The organism is Actinoplanes sp. NPDC051388, from assembly GCF_055586225.1.
Genome location: NZ_JBVJIP010000020.1, coordinates 66396 through 82471, shown reverse-complemented (window position 1 = coordinate 82471; position 16076 = coordinate 66396). Strand labels below are relative to the sequence as shown.

The window sequence follows — 16076 nt, the reverse complement described above, 5'->3', positions numbered from 1 at the left end:
GATCAGCGACCTGCAGCGGGAGCGGATCGCGTACCGGCGTAAGCGCGCGATCCGCTCGGTGGTGCTGGCGGCGGTGTCCACCGCGGTTCTCGGGACGCTGCTCGTGGTCGGCGTCACCGGCTCGCCCGGGTGGGACCGGGTGCGGGAGTCGTTCTTCGACCGGCAGCAGGCGGTCGACGCGCTGCCCGCGGTGCTCGACGGGCTCTGGCTGAACGTCCGGCTGCTGCTGGTCTGCGCGGTGCTGGCGCTCGGGCTGGGCCTGTTCATCGCGGTGCTGCGCACGCTGCGGGGTCCGTACTTCTTTCCGGTGCGGGCGATGGCGACGCTCTACACCTATGCGTTCCGCGGTGTGCCGCTGATCATCGTGATCTACCTGTTCGCGTTCGGCATCCCGGGGCTCCGGCTGCAGGGCACGCCGGGCGTCCTGGTGCTGGGCGGGGCGGCGCTGGTGGTGACCTATGGCGCGTACCTGGCCGAGGTGTTCCGGGCCGGCATCGAGTCGGTGCACCCCAGCCAGCTGGCGGCGGCCCGGTCGCTCGGTTTGACCTATCGGCAGACGATGCGCCACGTGGTGCTGCCGCAGGCGGTGCGCCGGGTGGCGCCGCCGCTGCTCAACGACACCGTGGCGCTGCAGAAGGACGTCGGCCTGGTGTCACTGGCCGGGCCGATCGACGCGGTCCGGGCGGCTCAGATCTCCACCGCCGAGACGTTCAACTACACGCCGTACATCGTGGCCGCCGTGCTCTTCGTGCTGCTCGCGCTGCCGCTGATCGCGGTCACCGACTGGGTCACGATGCGCGCCGCCCGGCGGCAGAACGCGGGCGCCTGATGGTGCTGGGTGTGGAGAATGTCCGGAAGGTCTTCGGCCCGGCGACCGTGCTGGACGGTGTCGATCTTGCCGTCGACGAGCACGAGGTCGTGGCGCTGATCGGCGCGTCCGGCTCGGGCAAGTCCACACTGCTGCGTTGCGTCAACCTCCTCACCGAGGTGGACGACGGCGTGATCCGGCTGGACGGCGAGGACATCACCGATCCGCGGGTCAACGCCGATCTGGTCCGCCGCAAGATCGGCATGGTCTTCCAGTCTTACAACCTTTTCCCGCACATGACAGTGCTCCAGAACATCACCCTCGCGCCGACCCGGGTGCATCGCCGGGAGATCAAAAGCGCGAAAGATCAGGCGATGGACTGGCTCACCCGAGTCGGCCTCGCGGACAAATCGGACAGCTATCCCGATCGGCTCTCCGGCGGCCAGCAGCAGCGCGTCGCGATCGTCCGGGCGCTGGTCAACGGCCCCCGGCTGCTGCTGCTCGACGAGGTCACCTCGGCGCTCGACCCGGAACTGGTCGGCGAGGTGCTCAGCATGATCCGCGACCTCAAGGCGGAGGGCATGACGATGGTGCTGGCCACCCACGAGATGGGCTTCGCCAAACAGGTGGCCGATCGGGTGGCGTTCCTGGACGGCGGCCGGGTGATCGAGTCCGGGCCGCCGGCGCAGGTGCTGGGCGACCCGGTCGAGGCGCGGACCAGGCAGTTCCTGGCCCGGATCATCGAGGCCGGCCGACTCTAGGGCGGAAAGGCCAACCGGGTCAGGCCGAGCAGCGTCTCCAGGTTCGGCGTCGCGACACCGACCAGCCCGGCGATCTCCGCGACCGCGGTGACCAGCGCGTCCAGCTCGATCGTGCGACCGGCCTCGGCGTCCTGCAGCATCGAGGTCTTGAACGCCCCCAGCGCACGGGTGATCGCCATCCGGTCGTCGATGGTCTGGGTGATCGGGCAGCCGATCCGCGCGCCGATCTCCGCCGCCTCGGTCATTACCCGCCGCACGAACGCGTTCACCAGCGGGTCGTCGAGAATCCGGTCCGCGGTGACGCCGGCCAGCGCGGAGATCGGGTTCATCGTCATGTTGCCCCAGAGCTTGTACCAGACGTCCCGCTGGATCGACGCCGACTCAGTCACCGTGAAGCCGCCGCCGCGCAGCAGTTCCGCGACCGCCGTCAGCCGCGCCGAGGTCGCGCCGGAGGGTTCGCCGAGGATCAGCTCGTTGCCGCCGGTGTGCAGCGCGTGGCCCGGCCGCAGGGTGCGCGCGGCGAGGTGCACGACACAGCCGATGACCTGCGCCGACGGCAGCGCCTCGGAGACCACGCCGCCGGGGTCCACCGCGTTCAGCCGGATGCCGGCCAGCCCGCCGCCGAAGTCGTGGAAGAACCACCACGGCACGCCGTTCAGCGCCGGCACCAGCACGGTCTCCGGCGTGAGCAGCGGCGCCAGGCGCGGCGCGAGCGCGGGCAGGTGGTGCGCCTTCACCGCCAGGATCACCACCCGCTGCGGCCCCAGATCCGCGGCGTGGTCACTGGCCGAGGCCACCGGAGCGACCTGCGGTTCGCCGTCGCCCGCACTCACCACCCACCCACGGGTACGCAGGGCAGCCAGCGTCTCGTCGCGGGCGAGCACGGACACGGACAACCCGGCCAGCGCCAGGCGCGCGCCGATCACGCCACCGACCGCGCCCGCCCCCACCACACAGACGTCCGGCACCCTCTTAAGCGGGCAGGTTGCGAATGGCCAGGGCCGCGTCCAGCACCGCGACGGTCGCCTGCCAGCCCTTGTCCTCGATCGAGTCCTCCAGGCCGGCCCGGTCGTTCGCCTGGCCCAGCGACTGCACGGTCAGCACGCCGTGCGCGACCGGGGTCTGTTCATCGAGCGCCACCCGGGTCAGCCCGGCGGTGACCGCGTCGCAGACATATTCGAAGTGCGCCGTCTCACCGCGGATCACCACGCCCAGCGCGACCACCGCGTCGCACCGCTTGGCCAGGGCCTGCGCCACCACGGGCAGCTCGACCGATCCGGCCACCCGGGTCACGATGACGTCGTCCACGCCGCACGCCTTGGCGGCCTCCTGCGCCCGCTCGACCATGTGGTCGACGAGGCTGCTGTGCCAGCGCGAGCCGACGATGCCGAGCCGCAGCCCGGCCGCGTCGACGGTCTCCATGTGCGGGTCACCGAAGCCGGCCATTAACGCCCCCTAGTCAGAGTCATAATCCTGCGCCCGGCGCACTCTCGGCGTCGGGGATTCCACACATTTCCGCGGCCGCGATCACCGCGTCGAGCCGGTCCCGGGTGTCTTCCAGGCCGGCGATCTGCTGGTTGATGCGGTCGCGCTCCTCGGCCAGCCGGGCCATCGTCTCCGGCGTGCTCACACCGGTCAGCAGGCACGGCATGAACGACAGGATGGTCTTGCTGGCCAGCCCGGCCGCATAGAGCTGCTGGATCAGCCTGACCCGGTCGACCGCCGCCTCCGGATAACGCCGCTGGCCGCTCTCCGACCGCTCGGAGCCGAGCAGTTGCTGCTCCTCGTAGTAGCGCAGGGCCCGGACGCTCACGCCGGCCCTGTCGGCCAGCTCACCTATCCGCATGCGAATCTTCCCTTGCCTCTGACGTCAACGTCAGGTTTAGCGTAGCCGCACGACGACAACCGCACTCATCACCGGCGCCAACCGTGGCCTGGGCCGCGAGTTCGCCCGCCTCTTCGACAACCGAGCCGAGGTGGTCGCCGACGAGTGGAGCGCCCACGTCGAGGCGTCCCTGGCCGGCGACCCGCGCGACTTCTATCAACTGCATCAGCCCAGCGCTTCGAACAGGTGACCCATCCGGTCCCGCTTGGTCCGCAGGTATCGCACGTTCTCCGGGTGCAGGCGGACCGGCAAGGCCTCGCGGCCGGTCACGGTCAGGCCGTAGCCTTCCAGCCCGGCCCGCTTGTCCGGGTTGTTGGTCAGCAGACGCATCGAACGGATGCCCAGGTCATAGAGGACCTGGGCGCCGGTGCCGTAGTCCCGGGCGTCGGCCGGCAGGCCCAGCTCGAGGTTGGCGTCGACGGTGTCCAGCCCGCGGTCCTGCAGCTGGTAGGCCTGCAGCTTGTGCAGCAGCCCGATCCCCCGGCCCTCGTGACCGCGCATGTAGAGCACCACCCCGCGGCCGGCCGCCGCCACCCGCTCGAGGGCGGCGTCCAGCTGCGGGCCGCAGTCGCAGCGCACCGAGCCGAAGACGTCCCCGGTCAGGCACTCCGAGTGCACCCGGACCAGCACGTCCTCGCCGTCGCCGAGCTCACCGAAGACCAGTGCGATGTGCTCGCCGCCGTCCACCAGCGCGCGGTAGCCGACCGCGGTGAACTCGCCGTGCTCGGTCGGCAGCCGGGTCTCGACCACCCGCTCGACCTGCTGCTCGTGATGCCGCCGGTAGGTGATCAACTCGGCGATGCTGATCAGCGCGACGTCGTGCTCGGCGGCGAACGCCTCCAAATCGGGCAGCCGCATCATGGTGCCGTCGTCGTTGACCATCTCGCAGAGCACCCCGGCCGGCCGCAGCCCGGCGAGCTCGGCCAGGTCGATCGCCGCCTCGGTGTGCCCGGGTCGGCGCAGCACCCCGCCGGCCTTGGCGCGCAGCGGCACCACGTGGCCGGGCCGGGACAGGTCGGACGGCTTGGTGGCCGGGTCGGACAGCAGCCGGATGGTGTGCGCCCGGTCGGCCGCCGAGATGCCGGTGCCGATGTTCTCCCGCGCGTCCACCGTCACCGTGTACGCGGTCCCCCGCCGGTCCTGGTTGGTGTGGTACTGCGGCGGCAGGTCGAGCCGGTCCGCCTCGGCCTCGGTGATCGGGGCGCAGATGTAGCCCGAGGTGTAGCGGCGCATGAACGCGACCAGCTCCGGCGTGGCCTTCTCGGCCGCGAAGATCAGGTCGCCCTCGTTCTCGCGGTCCTCGTCGTCCACCACGATCACCGCTCGGCCGGCGGCGATGTCCTTGATCGCGCGTTCGATGTCATCCAGCATTCTCGCCTCCTGAGTTGGCCCAGCCCAGCATCTTCTCCACGTACTTGGCGATCACGTCGACCTCGAGGTTGACCGGGTCGCCGACGGCCTTAGCGCCCAGCACAGTCAGCTTCAGAGTGGTGGGGATCAGCCCCACCGAGAACGAGTCGTCGTCGACCGCCATCACGGTCAGCGAGACGCCGTCCACCGTGATCGAGCCCTTCTCCACCACGTATCGGGCGAGGCCGGACGGCAGCGAGAAGCGCAACACCTCCCAGTCGTCCGCGGGCTCGCGGGCGATGATCTTCGCGACCCCGTCGACGTGGCCCTGCACCAGGTGACCGCCCAGCCGCGAGCCGACCGTGGCGGCGCGTTCCAGGTTGACCGGGCTGCCGGTGGTGAGGACGCCGAGCGAGGAGCGCCGCAGCGTCTCGCCCATCACGTCGGCGGTGAACACGCCGTCCACGTTGTCGATCACGGTCAGGCAGACGCCGTTGACCGAGATCGAGTCGCCGTGCCGCGCGTCCGTCGTGACCAGCGGCCCTCGGACGGCCAGGACGGCCGAGTCGCCGCCCGCGTCGGCGAGATAGGTGACCTCGCCCAGTTCCTCGACGATGCCGGTGAACATCAGGACTCCTTCTGCCGGAGGGTGGCGGTGAAGCGCAGATCGTGCCCGATCCGCGTGACGTCGGTCAGGTCGAGGTCGATCGCCTCGCCGATGGTGGTGACACCGGCCGCGGCCAGCGCGTTGCGACCGTCCCCGAGCAGCTTGGGCGCGACATAACCGACCACCCGGTCGACCAGGCCGGCCGCCAGGAACGCCCCGGCCAGCGTCGGGCCGCCCTCGAGCAGCGCGGTGCGGACACCGCGGTCGAAGAGCGTGGTCATCAGCGCGCTGAGGTCGGTGCGGCCGTCCGGGCCACGGCCGACCTCGGCCGCCGTCGCGATCCAGGTGGGCGCCTCGGCGCCGCGCACGCGGGCCTGCTCCGGGGTGCGCCCGGACGAGTCCACGATCACCCGCAGCGGTTGATTCCCCTCGGCCCGGTTATCTCCAGCCCGGCTTTCGTCGGCCCGGCTTTCGTCGGCCCGGCTTTCGTCGGCCCGGCTTTCGTCGGCCCGGCTTTCGTCGGCCCGGCTTTCGTCGGCCCGGCTTTCCTTGGCGTGGCGCACGGTCAGCTCCGGGTCGTCGGCGAGCACCGTGCCCACCCCGGCGATGATCGCGTCCATCGAGCCGCGCAGCACGTGCACGTCGGCCCGCGCCTCCGGCGACGTGATCCACTTGCTGGTGCCGTCGGCCGCCGCCGAGCGCCCGTCCAGGGTCGCGGCGAACTTCCAGGTCAGATAGGGCCGGCCCCGGCGCACCGCGGTCAGCCAGGCGGTGTTGCCCTGCTCGGCGGCCTCGCGCTCGACCCCGGAGACCACCTCGAGGCCCGCCGCGCGCATGGTCGCCGTGCCCCCGCGGGCCAGCCGGGTCGGGTCGTCGACCGCGATCACCACCCGGCGCACCCCGGCCTGGATCAGCGCCTGGGCGCAGGGGCCGGTGCGGCCGGTGTGGTTGCAGGGCTCCAGGCTGACCAGGCAGGTGGCGCCGCGGGCCCGGTCGCCGGCCTCGCGCAGCGCGACGATCTCGGCGTGCGGCCCGCCGGCCCGGTGGTGGTAGCCCTCGCCGACGATCTCGCCGGTCGGGCTGAGCAGGACGCAGCCCACCAGGGGATTGGGACTGGCGGTGGAGGCTCCGCGGGCGGCCAGCGCGATCGCGCGGCGCATCGCCTCGTCCTCGGAAACCATCGGCTTCCCCTCTTCCAACGCGGCACGGTCACGCGCTGAGGAAGAGGGATCAAGACACGAAAGCAGACAAATGGGGTACGGCGTCGCCGAACCCCTGCCCGACCCTGCCATTCATGGCGTGCCGAGCCTGCTCCCGCGCGCTGTCTCCCATCCGGACTGTCGACCGCCATTTAGCGATCACCGTCGGCCCTGGAGTCTCACCAGGTCCACCGTCCGTCATCGTGCTCGACGTCCGGGTCGCGGGCTTACCTTCGCTCTCGCGGAGGATCACCGCCGGTTCGGAATTTCACCGAGTCCCGCCAGCGCGTGGTGGGTCACTCAGAAGTTAAGCACTAAAACCCGCGGTTGCCACCCACCAGGTCAGCCAGGTCACATCTCGTCGTCGTCGAGATCACTCTTGCGCCGGTCGATCGCCACATATGACCCCGGCTGGCTCTTGGCGACCTTTTTCATCTCGCTGGCCACCGCCACCACCACCCGCGGGTCGTTGAAGCGGCGGCCGCCGGTGCGCGACTCGGCGACCCCGATGGAGAGCGTCACCAGGGCGGCGCGCTGCTTGTTGCCACGGCGGTCGGGGACCTCGATGTAACCGCGGCCGGCGTCCTCCGGGTCGTACAGCTGGTCGGCGGAGTTTTCGAAGTCCTCGACCGCGCGCTTGGTCAGCGGCAGCACCTGGTCGGGGGTGCAGACGAAGACGAAGTCGTCGCCGCCGATGTGGCCGAGGAACACCGGCGGGCGACCCGACGTGGCCACCGCGCGGTGCAGGCTGCGGGCCAGCGCGGTGATGAACTCGTCGCCGCGGTCGAACCCGTAGACGTCGTTGACGCTCTTGAAACGGTCGATGTCGATGTAGCCCACCGAGTAGTCGCCGCCGGCCCGCATCCGGTCCACGATCTCGCGCCGCACCCGGGCGTTGCCGGGCAGCCCGGTCAGCGGCGAGACCTCGCGGAACTCCTTGTTGCGGCGCAGCGTGGAGGAGACCCGGGCGATCAGCTCGGCGGTGTCGAACGGCTTGACCAGGTAGTCGTCGACGCCCGCGGTGAGGCCCACGACCTTGTCCACGGTCAGCGCCTTGGCGGTCAGCATGATCACCGGGAGCGCGCTGGTCAGCGGTTCGGCGCGCAGCCGGCGGGTGAGCTCGACGCCGTCCATGGTCGGCATCATCCAGTCGATCACGGCCAGGTCGGGCCGGGTCTTCTCCATCATGTCCAGGGCTTCCTGGCCGTCCCGCGCCCGGACCACGTCGAAGCCGTGCACCTTGAGGTTGAACGCGACGAAGCCCGCGATGTCGTCGTCGTCGTCGACCACCATGATGATGTCCGGCCGCTCGGCCGGCTCGCGGACGATGTCGTCGTCCTGCCGCACCACGCCGGTGCTCATGCCCGCGCCCCGACCCGCTCGGCCTGCGCGCGCAACTTGCGGATCGCCTCGGCCGGGTCCGCCGCGCCGTAGACCGCGGTGCCCGCCACGAACGCGTCGGCTCCCGCCTCGGCCGCCTGCTCGATCGTGTCGGCCGCGATGCCGCCGTCCACCTCGAGCCGCACCTGCAGGTCTTTCGCGGTGATCCGGCGGCGCACATCGCGCACCTTCTGCAGCATCTCGGGCAGGAACTTCTGGCCGCCGAAACCGGCCTTGATCGTCATGATCAGGAGCGTGTCCACATAGGGAAGCAGCTCCAGATAGGGCTCCACCGGGGTGTCCCGGTCGATCGCCAGGCCGGCCTTGGATCCGGCCGCGCGCAGCGTCTTGGCCAGCGCCGCCGGGTTGTCGCAGGCCTCCGCGTGGAACGTGACGTTGTGCGCGCCCGCCTCCGCGTAACCCGGCGCCCAGCGCTCCGGATCGGTGATCATCAGATGCACGTCGAACGGGATGTCGGTCGCCTTGCGCAGGCTCTGCACCACCGGCAGGCCGATCGTCAGATTAGGGACGAAATGGTTGTCCATCACGTCCACGTGCACCCAGTCGGCCGCGCCCTCGATGGCGCGGACCTGGTCGGCCAGGTGGGCGAAGTCCGCGGCCAGGATGCTCGGCGCGATAATCGTCCCGGTGATCGGCGTCGGTTCCACGGTCGAAGTGTAGAACCTGCGACGCCCACCCGGGCTGCCGTCCGGTGCGTCGGACCGCGATACTGATACCCGCAAATTCCCCTCGAGGCTGGGAGGTCCGCGGTGCGCCGATTGACGCTGGCGGTCCTCCTCGCGCTGGTCGGAGCGGTCGCGGGCTGCGGCAGCCTGCCCTATGGGATCGACGGCGATCTGACCGACGAGTGGCAGCTCCCACCGGCCGCGGCGTCGTTCCGGCCGGCCGCGAGCGGATGCTTCGACAAGCTCGAGCCGGCCGCGTCGCTGACCGGCTATGCGCCCTTCGACTGCGCCGAGCGGCACGTCGCCGAGGCGTTCTTCGTCGGCGACCTGCCCGCCACCACCACCGACACGACGGCCGCGCGAAAGGCGGCGGCCGCCGAGTGCTCGAAGCGGGCCGACTCGTTCACCGGCGCCGAGTGGCGCAGCGGACGGATGCGGCTGCAGCCGGTGCTGCCCGGCGCGCAGGGCTGGGCGGCCGGCGCCCGCTGGTTCCGCTGCGACCTGGCCGAGGTCGACCCCGGCACCGACCGGGTGCTGAGCCGCGACGGCAGCCTGAGCGGGGCGCTGACCGGCGCCGCGCCGCTGCGGCTGCGCTGCTTCAACCCCGAGGTCGAGAGCGGTTCGGTGCGCAACATGGTCGCGGTCGCCTGCGACAAGGACCACCGCGCCGAGTTCACCGGCCTGTGGCGGGCGCCCGAGGTCGCCCTCGACAAGCTCGAGGGCGACCCCCGGATGGCGGCCGGCTGCCGCTCGACCATCGCCGACTACACCGGCGTGCCGGACGACGAAAACCTGCAGTACCGGGCCGGCTGGCTCGCCTTCGCGCCGAGCCGTGGTGAGTGGGAGGCCGGCATCCGGTCGGTGCAGTGCTTCTTGTGGCTGGCGGAGGAGCCGATGCGCGGCTCCTACCGCAACGTCGGCGAGGGCAAGCTGCCCATCCACTACGCCTGACGGTCAGCGCCAGCGCACCGGCACCTCGTGCCCGGCCGCGCCGTCGGTCACCGTGCCGGCCATCCGGCCGCGCCGGTCCATCCCGGCGATCGAGATCGACCCGTCGGGGTCGGAGGATGCCGAGATCGACACCTGCCCGGCCGCCCAGCGGAAAGCGCGCACCTCGCGGTCCTCGTCGGAGGTGGCCCGGCCGACGACGCCACCGACCTGCCCGCGCTCGTTGACGACCTTCGCCTCCCCGCCGTATCCGGGCGGGCCGACATCGATCGCGCGGCCGCCACGCCACAGCGTCGGGCGGTTCGCCACGGATCCGACGATGTCCCCCGCGTCATTGAGGTCGGTGGCCGTGCCGCTCTCCCCGGGCCGGCCGGCCATCAGGTCGGTCAACCGGCCGTTGCGCCAGACGAACGGATGCAGCACCGGCGGATCACCGACCACACCCTCCCCCACCACGTCGCCGCGCTCGTTGATCGCGTGCGGGGTGAAGTCGACGCCGCCACCGAAGATGGTTCGGACGCCGCGGCTCCAGACCACGCCTCGGCTGCGGGAGTAGTCCCGGTCGATCAGCATGCCGAGCACCTCGCCGCGCTCGTTGATATCGATCGCGAAGCCGGTCGTGCCGGTCGGCCCGGCCAGCTCGGTGAAGCGGCCGTCCTGCCACCGGAACACCGTGTCCGGCCCGCCGTCACTGCCCCGGAGGCTGCCGATGATCTGGCCCCGGTCGTTGAGGCCGATCAGGGTCACGTCCCGCGTGGGGTGCGTGAGCTGGCCGTCCACGAGCAGGTCGTCGTGGTTGTTGATGGCGACCGGGTTGCCGGGGCCGAGGTCGAGCGCGGGCCGGCCGGGCCGCCAGAGCATGAGGTGCCGCTCGCCGGCGGTGCTCGCGGATCCGACCACCACCCCGCGATCGTTGATGTCCTGCGCCCGGCCGTTGCCACCCAGAGTGGGCAGCGGCACGGTGTCGAGTTGTCCCACGGCGGCCCGGGCCGGCGCGGGCGCGCCCACCACGAGCAGGGCGGTTGTCAGGGTGGCGACGATCCATCTGAGCCTTGATCCGGACATGGCAAACTCCCCTGCGGACCTCGTCGTCCGCATGCAGGGGACTGTCCTCGCTCCACCGGCGCGGCGGAAGGAAGTGGATCGCGCCCGAATCAGCGCGGCGCGTGCCGCTCGGCAGCCTGGTCGTGGAAGGACTGCGCGTCGTTCAGCCGCGGGAAGTCGGTCTCCGGCGCCGGCACGCCGAGGAACTCGCAGAGCGGGCCCCAGCCCTGCTTCACCTCGAACTCGAGCAGGCGCTCGGCCGGCACCGCGCGACGCACCGCCTCGTTGTGCTCCTCGAACACGCCGATCGCGAAGTCACGGTCGGCGAACCGGCCCTTGAAGGTGCCGTCCCACACGGTCGCGCGCACCATCGCGACGAACGGCCTCAGGTGCGGCGGTCCGTCCGGGTCGGACATCGCCGCGGTGGCGGCCTGGAAGATGGTGGAGTGGGCGCTCTCGTACCACTTCTGCGGGTCGCGGACGCTCAGCACCACCTTGGCGTCCGGGTGCTGCTCCACCAACTGCTGCCAGAAGAAGGTGCCCGGCCAGTCCACCGTGGACCGGTAGCCGTCGAGGGCCGCGTCGAGACAGCCCGCCTCGCCCTCGGCCGCGCGCGTGAACAGCTCCGCTCGCTCCGGGTCCTGGATCATGGGAACCATGTGCGCACAGGGGCCGAAGCCCAGCTGCTCCAGGGCCGCCTTGAGGCTGAGGGTGCCCGTCCGTCCGAAACCTGCGCCAATGACATCCATGAATGTCACCGTACCCAGAGTTCATGGATCGAAAAGGTGAACTTTCACGTGGTGCGGCGCAGCACCGCCAGGAACATCGCGTCGGTGCCGTGCCGGTGCGGCCACAGTTGCACGGTCGGGCCGTTGCCGAGATGCGGCATCCCCGGCGGCAGCAGGGGCCGGGCGTCCACGAAGTCCACCTCGACGCCGCTGCGACGGGATGCCTCGGTCACGGTCACCTGAGTCTCGACCATGTGCGGCGAGCATGTGACATAGGCCACGACGCCGCCGACGCGTACCGCGCGCAGCGCCGCCACCAGAAGCTCGCGCTGCAACTTGGTCAGTGGCGGCAGGTCGGCCGGCGTGCGCCGCCAGCGCGACTCCGGGCGGCGGCGCAGCGAGCCCAGCCCGGTGCAGGGCGCGTCCACGAGCACCCGGTCGAAGCCCTCCTCCGGCAGGTCGGGGTCGCGGCCCACCTCACGCCCGTCGGTCGGCAGCACGGTCACCGGCATGCCCTCGGTGGCGTGCTCGACGAGCCGGGCGCGGTGCTCGGCGACCTCGACCGCGGTCACCTCGGCGCCGCGGCCGGAGGCGATCGCACCGATCAGTCCGGTCTTGCCGCCCGGCCCGGCGCACAGGTCGAGCCAGCGGGTGTCCCGGCCCTCCACCGGCGCGGCCAGCAGCGCCGCCGCGACCAGCTGCGAGCCCTCGTCCTGCACATGGGCGCGGCCGTCGTGGATGGCGGCCAGCTCGCCGGGCGAACCGCCGGACAGATAGACCGCATAGGGCGAGAACGCGCCCGGCGTGCCACCGACCTCGTCGGCCAGCTCCACCGCGTCGGCCCGGCCCGGCCGCGCGCACAGGTGCACCGAGGCCGGCAGGTTGTCCTCGATCAGCAGCCGGGCGGTGTCCTCGAGGTCGCCGCCGAGCGCCTCACTGAACGCCCGGATGATCCACTGCGGATGGTTGTGCAGCACCGACAGGTTGCCGATCGGATCTTCCTCGTAGGCCGGCGCCAGCTTCGTCTGCCAGGCGTCCAGGTCGCCGTTCTCGGAGATCTCGCGCATCACCGCGTTTGCGAAGCCGGACGCCCCCGGCGCCACCGAGCGCACCAGGTCGACGGTCTGGTTCACCGCGGCGTGCGCCGGCACCCTGGTGTAGAGCAGCTGGTAGGCGCCCAGCCGCAGCGCGTCGCGGGCCGGTGGGTCGATCCGGGACACCTCGCGACCGGCGGCCGACCCGATGATCAGGTCGAGGGTTCCGAGCGCCCGCAACGTGCCGTAGGTCAGTTCGGTCGCGAACGCCGCATCCCGCCCATGCAGCCGCATCTCTCGCAGGATCTCCGACAGGACCAGATTCGCGTACGCGTCATCGCGATGCACCGCCGCGATCGCCTCGTATGCCGCCTGCCGCGCCGGATCCGACGGCGGGCGACCGGCGCGCGGACCACGCCCCGAACGGGCATCGCGCCCGTCTCCCCGGCCCTGACCCGGGCCGGCGGGCCGGCGCGGACGTCCCGATCCGTGCGGGCGGTCCGCTTTGTGATCCGTCACTCGAACGACTCCCCGGGCTCGATGCGGAGCCCGCGGGCCCAATCCGCGGCTGACATGGGTTTCTTACCGGCGGCCCGCACCTCGCCCAGCGCCACCGGCGTGGTGGCCGTGCCGGCCAGCACCTGTGTGCGCTCGACCAGCAGCTCACCGGGCCGCAGCCGGCCGGCGTTGGCCACCGCGCGCACCGGGCCCAGCTTGAGCCGGTCGCCACGCAGGGTGGTCCACGCGCCCGGTGCCGGCGTGCAGGCCCGGATACGCCGGTCCACCCCGAACGCCGGATCGCTCCAGCGCACCCGGGCGTCGTCCACGGTCAGCTTCGGCGCCAGGCTGATGCCGTCGGCCGGCTGCGGGTGCGCCCGCGCGGTGCCCTGCTCGATCGCGTCGAGCACCGCCACCAGCAGGCCGGCGCCCTCGGTGGCGAGCCGTTCCAGCAGGTCGCCGGAGGTGTCGGCGGGCCGGATGTGCTCGGTCAGGGTGCCGTAGACCGGCCCGGTGTCGAGCCCCGCCTCGAGCTCGAAGACGCTCGCGCCGGTGACCTCGTCGCCGTGCAGGACGGCGTGCTGCACCGGGGCCGCGCCGCGCCAGGCGGGCAGCAGCGAGAAGTGCAGGTTCACCCAGCCGTGTTTCGGGATCTCCAGGGCGCTGGGCGGCACCAGGGCGCCGTAGGCCACCACCGGCACGCAGTCCGGGGCGAGGGCGCGCAGCCGCTCCTGAAACTCGGGCTCGCGGAGGCGCTGCGGGGTGAGCACCTCGATGCCGCGCTCGTCGGCCCAGGCGCCGGCCGGCGAGCGGACCAGGCGGCGACCGCGGCCGGCCGGGGCGTCCGGGCGGGTCACCACGGCGAGCAGTTCGTGGCCGGACGCGGCGAGCGCGTCCAGGGCGGGCAGGGTGACGGCGGGGGTGCCGGCGAAGACGAGACGCATGCTCAGCGCCCCAGCCCGAAGATGCCCCGGCCGTGCGGGCTCTCCTTGAGGATCGGCGGGCGGGCCGCGTCGTACCAGTCTGCTTCTCTGATCTGCTTCATCGCGTCCTTGCGGGCGGCGGCGTCGAGGCGGTCCAGGAACAGCACCCCGTCGAGGTGGTCGGTCTCGTGCTGCACGCAGCGGGCCATCAGGCCGGTGCCGATCACCTGGATCGGGTCGCCGTGCTCGTTGAAGCCGGCGGCGACCACGTTCTGCCGGCGCTTGGTGTCGACGTAGATCCCCGGGATGGAGAGGCAGCCCTCCGGGCCGTCCTGCTCCTCGTCGTCCGGGAAGCTCAGGACGGGATTGACGATGTGCCCCACGACGTCGTCGATGTCGAAGGCGAACACCCGCAGACCCACCCCGAGCTGCGGCGCGGCCAGCCCGGCGCCGCCCTCGTCCTGCATCGTCTCGACCAGGTCCTTGACCAGAGAGCGCAGTTCCTTGTCAAAATCAACGACCGCATCGGCCGCGGTGCGCAACACCGGGTCGCCGAAGAGACGGATGGGCTGGACGGTCACGCGGTCATGCTCCTGCCTGGGGCTTCAGTTCTCCGGGCCACCCAACGACCCGGCGATCACGTTCGGCGCCCAGTCTACGGACCTCCCCAGAGCCACCCCGGACCGGCAGCGCCGCGACCCGGCGACGCCTGTCCCCCGGGACCTAGCCTTCTGGGGTGAGGTGGACCGGGATGGCCGCCCATCCGCGCAGGGTGAGCCTGGCTCGCCGCTCGGGGCGGCCGGCCAGGCGCATCTCCGGGAAGCGGCGCAGCAGCGCGGGCAGCGCGATCTGCGCTTCCAGGCGGGCCAGGGGCGCGCCCAGGCAGTAGTGCACGCCCGCGCCGAACGACAGTGGCGAGTTGTCCGCGCGGTCCGGGTCGAACACGCCGGGCTGCGGAAACCGTGCGGGATCCCGGTTGGCCGCGCCCAGCAGCAGGATCATCTCGGAGCCGGCCGGCACCGGCACGCCGCCGACGGCGGTGTCCACCGACGCGAACCGCTCGGTCAGCTGCACCGGCGACTCCATCCGGAGGATCTCCTCGACGCAGGCGGCCGCCCGCTCCGGTTCGGCGGCCAGTCGTTTGGCCTGCTCCGGGTGGTCGAGCAACAGCACCAGGCCGTTGCCGAGCAGGTTGGTGGTGGTCTCGAAGCCGGCCACCAGCAGCAGTGCGAGGTTGCCCATCAGCTCGTCGCCGGTGAGCCGGTCGCCGCCCGCGTCGTGCGCCGCGGCCAGGGCGGTCACCAGGTCGTCGCGCGGCTCGGCCCGCCGGAGCGAGATCAGCGCGTCGAAGTACGCCTCGAGCTCCCGCGCCGCCGCGTGTGCCACCCGGGCCTGCTCCTCGTCGAAGCGCACCTCGAGCACCGCGGTCAGCGCCTCGGCCAGCCGCCGGAACTGCCCCCGGTCCTCGGCCGGCACCCCCAGCAGCGCACAGATCACCGCGATCGGCAACGGGTAGGCCAGCTCACCGATCACGTCGACCAGCCCACCGCCGGCCCGGCCAGGCCCGTCTCCGGCCGGCCCACCGGCGGGTCCTCCGCCGTCCGCCGGCCCGGACCAGGCATCCGCGCCTCCGGAACGCCGGTCATCCGGCCCGAGCCCGCCGCCCTCACTCTCGGGACGCCGACCATCCGGCCCGCGCCCGGCACCCCGACCCTCGGGACGTCCGCCATTCGGCCCGCGCCCGGCACCGCCGTCCTCGGGACGCCCGCCGTCTATCGACCCAAGCCGGGCATCCGCGCCCCCGGGCCCGCCGTGGTTGAGCCGGGCCGCGGTGGTGAACTCGTCGAGGACCTCGTCGACCTGGTCTGTGATCACCTCGCGCAGGGCGCTCACCCGGCGGGCGGTGAAGACGCCCGAGGCGAGGCGGCGCATGCGGGTGTGGTTGGGCGGGTTCTGGCGCAGCATCGAGTCGGCGAAGAGCGACACGGCCCGGTTGCTCCGCCATCCCTCGAACTGCGCGTCCAGCAGCCCCGAGTCGAACGCGACGAACTTCGGGTCGCGCAGGATCGCGTCGGCGGCCGCGTATCCGGTCACCAGGAACCGTTTGCCGACCCGCAGCACCGGACCCTGCGCACGCAACACGTCGTAGGCCGCGTAGGGGTCGTTCTCCGGCCGTGGCGAGAGCAGGGACGAGACAGCGGTCGCGACATCCATCGATCCATTGT

The 16076-nt window shown here is 72.1% G+C and carries 17 protein-coding genes and 1 riboswitch; of the genes, 3 read left to right on the top strand and 14 right to left on the bottom strand.

Annotation, left to right across the window (positions count from 1 at the left end):
- Position 1: 1 nt before the first annotated feature.
- Both ACZ6TI_RS38460 and ACZ6TI_RS38455 read left to right on the top strand, forming a co-directional pair.
- Positions 2–829 (top strand): amino acid ABC transporter permease, encoded by an 828-nt coding sequence (locus ACZ6TI_RS38460; RefSeq protein ID WP_465350275.1) that lies wholly within the window; start codon positions 2–4, stop codon positions 827–829.
- Positions 829–1569, top strand: a complete 741-nt coding sequence (locus ACZ6TI_RS38455; protein ID WP_465350173.1) for an amino acid ABC transporter ATP-binding protein — start codon at positions 829–831, stop codon at positions 1567–1569. Before ACZ6TI_RS38460 ends, ACZ6TI_RS38455 begins: the two co-directional genes overlap by 1 nt.
- On the opposite strand, the gene ACZ6TI_RS38450 is transcribed toward ACZ6TI_RS38455, so the two are convergent.
- The 8 genes from ACZ6TI_RS38450 to rpe all read right to left on the bottom strand — a co-directional run bounded on the left by ACZ6TI_RS38450 (position 1566) and on the right by rpe (position 8658).
- Positions 1566–2537: a ketopantoate reductase family protein gene (locus tag ACZ6TI_RS38450; protein WP_465350172.1), complete on the bottom strand. Its 972-nt coding sequence runs from the start codon at positions 2535–2537 to the stop codon at positions 1566–1568. The genes ACZ6TI_RS38455 and ACZ6TI_RS38450 overlap by 4 nt on opposite strands.
- 4 nt (positions 2538–2541) lie before the next feature.
- A complete protein-coding gene (gene ribH, locus ACZ6TI_RS38445; RefSeq protein ID WP_465350171.1) occupies positions 2542–3015 on the bottom strand; it encodes a 6,7-dimethyl-8-ribityllumazine synthase in 474 nt (157 codons plus the stop codon).
- A 19-nt stretch (positions 3016–3034) separates the two neighbouring features.
- A complete protein-coding gene (locus ACZ6TI_RS38440) occupies positions 3035–3415 on the bottom strand; it encodes a MerR family transcriptional regulator (RefSeq protein WP_465350170.1) in 381 nt (126 codons plus the stop codon).
- A 204-nt stretch (positions 3416–3619) separates the two neighbouring features.
- Positions 3620–4825, bottom strand: a complete 1206-nt coding sequence (locus tag ACZ6TI_RS38435; RefSeq protein ID WP_465350169.1) for a bifunctional 3,4-dihydroxy-2-butanone-4-phosphate synthase/GTP cyclohydrolase II — start codon at positions 4823–4825, stop codon at positions 3620–3622.
- The gene (locus ACZ6TI_RS38430) at positions 4815–5432 is read right to left on the bottom strand and encodes a riboflavin synthase (RefSeq protein ID WP_465350168.1); all 618 of its coding nucleotides are present in this window, start codon (positions 5430–5432) and stop codon (positions 4815–4817) included. Before ACZ6TI_RS38430 ends, ACZ6TI_RS38435 begins: the two co-directional genes overlap by 11 nt.
- Complete coding sequence (gene ribD, locus ACZ6TI_RS38425; RefSeq protein ID WP_465350167.1) at positions 5432–6592, bottom strand: bifunctional diaminohydroxyphosphoribosylaminopyrimidine deaminase/5-amino-6-(5-phosphoribosylamino)uracil reductase RibD; 1161 nt, start codon at positions 6590–6592, stop codon at positions 5432–5434. Before ribD ends, ACZ6TI_RS38430 begins: the two co-directional genes overlap by 1 nt.
- 135 nt (positions 6593–6727) lie before the next feature.
- Positions 6728–6900: riboswitch (FMN riboswitch) on the bottom strand.
- A gap of 61 nt (positions 6901–6961) precedes the next feature.
- Positions 6962–7972 carry a GGDEF domain-containing response regulator gene (locus ACZ6TI_RS38420; RefSeq protein ID WP_465350166.1) on the bottom strand — a complete coding sequence of 337 codons (1011 nt, stop codon included), beginning with the start codon at positions 7970–7972 and terminating at the stop codon, positions 6962–6964.
- Positions 7969–8658 (bottom strand): ribulose-phosphate 3-epimerase, encoded by a 690-nt coding sequence (gene rpe / locus ACZ6TI_RS38415; RefSeq protein WP_465350165.1) that lies wholly within the window; start codon positions 8656–8658, stop codon positions 7969–7971. The genes ACZ6TI_RS38420 and rpe overlap by 4 nt, the downstream gene beginning before the upstream one ends.
- Positions 8659–8760: 102 nt before the next feature.
- Here rpe and ACZ6TI_RS38410 point away from each other — a divergent pair, with 102 nt between their 5' ends.
- Complete coding sequence (locus ACZ6TI_RS38410; protein WP_465350164.1) at positions 8761–9627, top strand: septum formation family protein; 867 nt, start codon at positions 8761–8763, stop codon at positions 9625–9627.
- 3 nt (positions 9628–9630) lie between these two features.
- Here the strand turns inward: ACZ6TI_RS38410 and ACZ6TI_RS38405 are convergent, their stop codons facing one another.
- The 6 genes from ACZ6TI_RS38405 to ACZ6TI_RS38380 all read right to left on the bottom strand — a co-directional run bounded on the left by ACZ6TI_RS38405 (position 9631) and on the right by ACZ6TI_RS38380 (position 16065).
- Positions 9631–10689, bottom strand: a complete 1059-nt coding sequence (locus ACZ6TI_RS38405; protein ID WP_465350163.1) for a hypothetical protein — start codon at positions 10687–10689, stop codon at positions 9631–9633.
- Between the two features lie 89 nt (positions 10690–10778).
- Positions 10779–11417, bottom strand: coding sequence for a sulfotransferase family protein (locus tag ACZ6TI_RS38400; protein WP_465350162.1), 639 nt, complete (start codon positions 11415–11417; stop codon positions 10779–10781).
- Positions 11418–11461: 44 nt separating this feature from the next.
- Positions 11462–12949 carry an RsmB/NOP family class I SAM-dependent RNA methyltransferase gene (locus ACZ6TI_RS38395; protein ID WP_465350161.1) on the bottom strand — a complete coding sequence of 496 codons (1488 nt, stop codon included), beginning with the start codon at positions 12947–12949 and terminating at the stop codon, positions 11462–11464.
- The gene (gene fmt, locus ACZ6TI_RS38390; protein ID WP_465350160.1) at positions 12946–13872 is read right to left on the bottom strand and encodes a methionyl-tRNA formyltransferase; all 927 of its coding nucleotides are present in this window, start codon (positions 13870–13872) and stop codon (positions 12946–12948) included. Before fmt ends, ACZ6TI_RS38395 begins: the two co-directional genes overlap by 4 nt.
- A 2-nt stretch (positions 13873–13874) precedes the next feature.
- Entirely contained in the window at positions 13875–14432 is a 558-nt protein-coding gene (def, locus tag ACZ6TI_RS38385; protein ID WP_465350159.1) for a peptide deformylase, read from the bottom strand.
- Between the two features lie 142 nt (positions 14433–14574).
- Positions 14575–16065, bottom strand: a complete 1491-nt coding sequence (locus tag ACZ6TI_RS38380; RefSeq protein WP_465350158.1) for a cytochrome P450 — start codon at positions 16063–16065, stop codon at positions 14575–14577.
- Positions 16066–16076 lie beyond the last annotated feature (11 nt).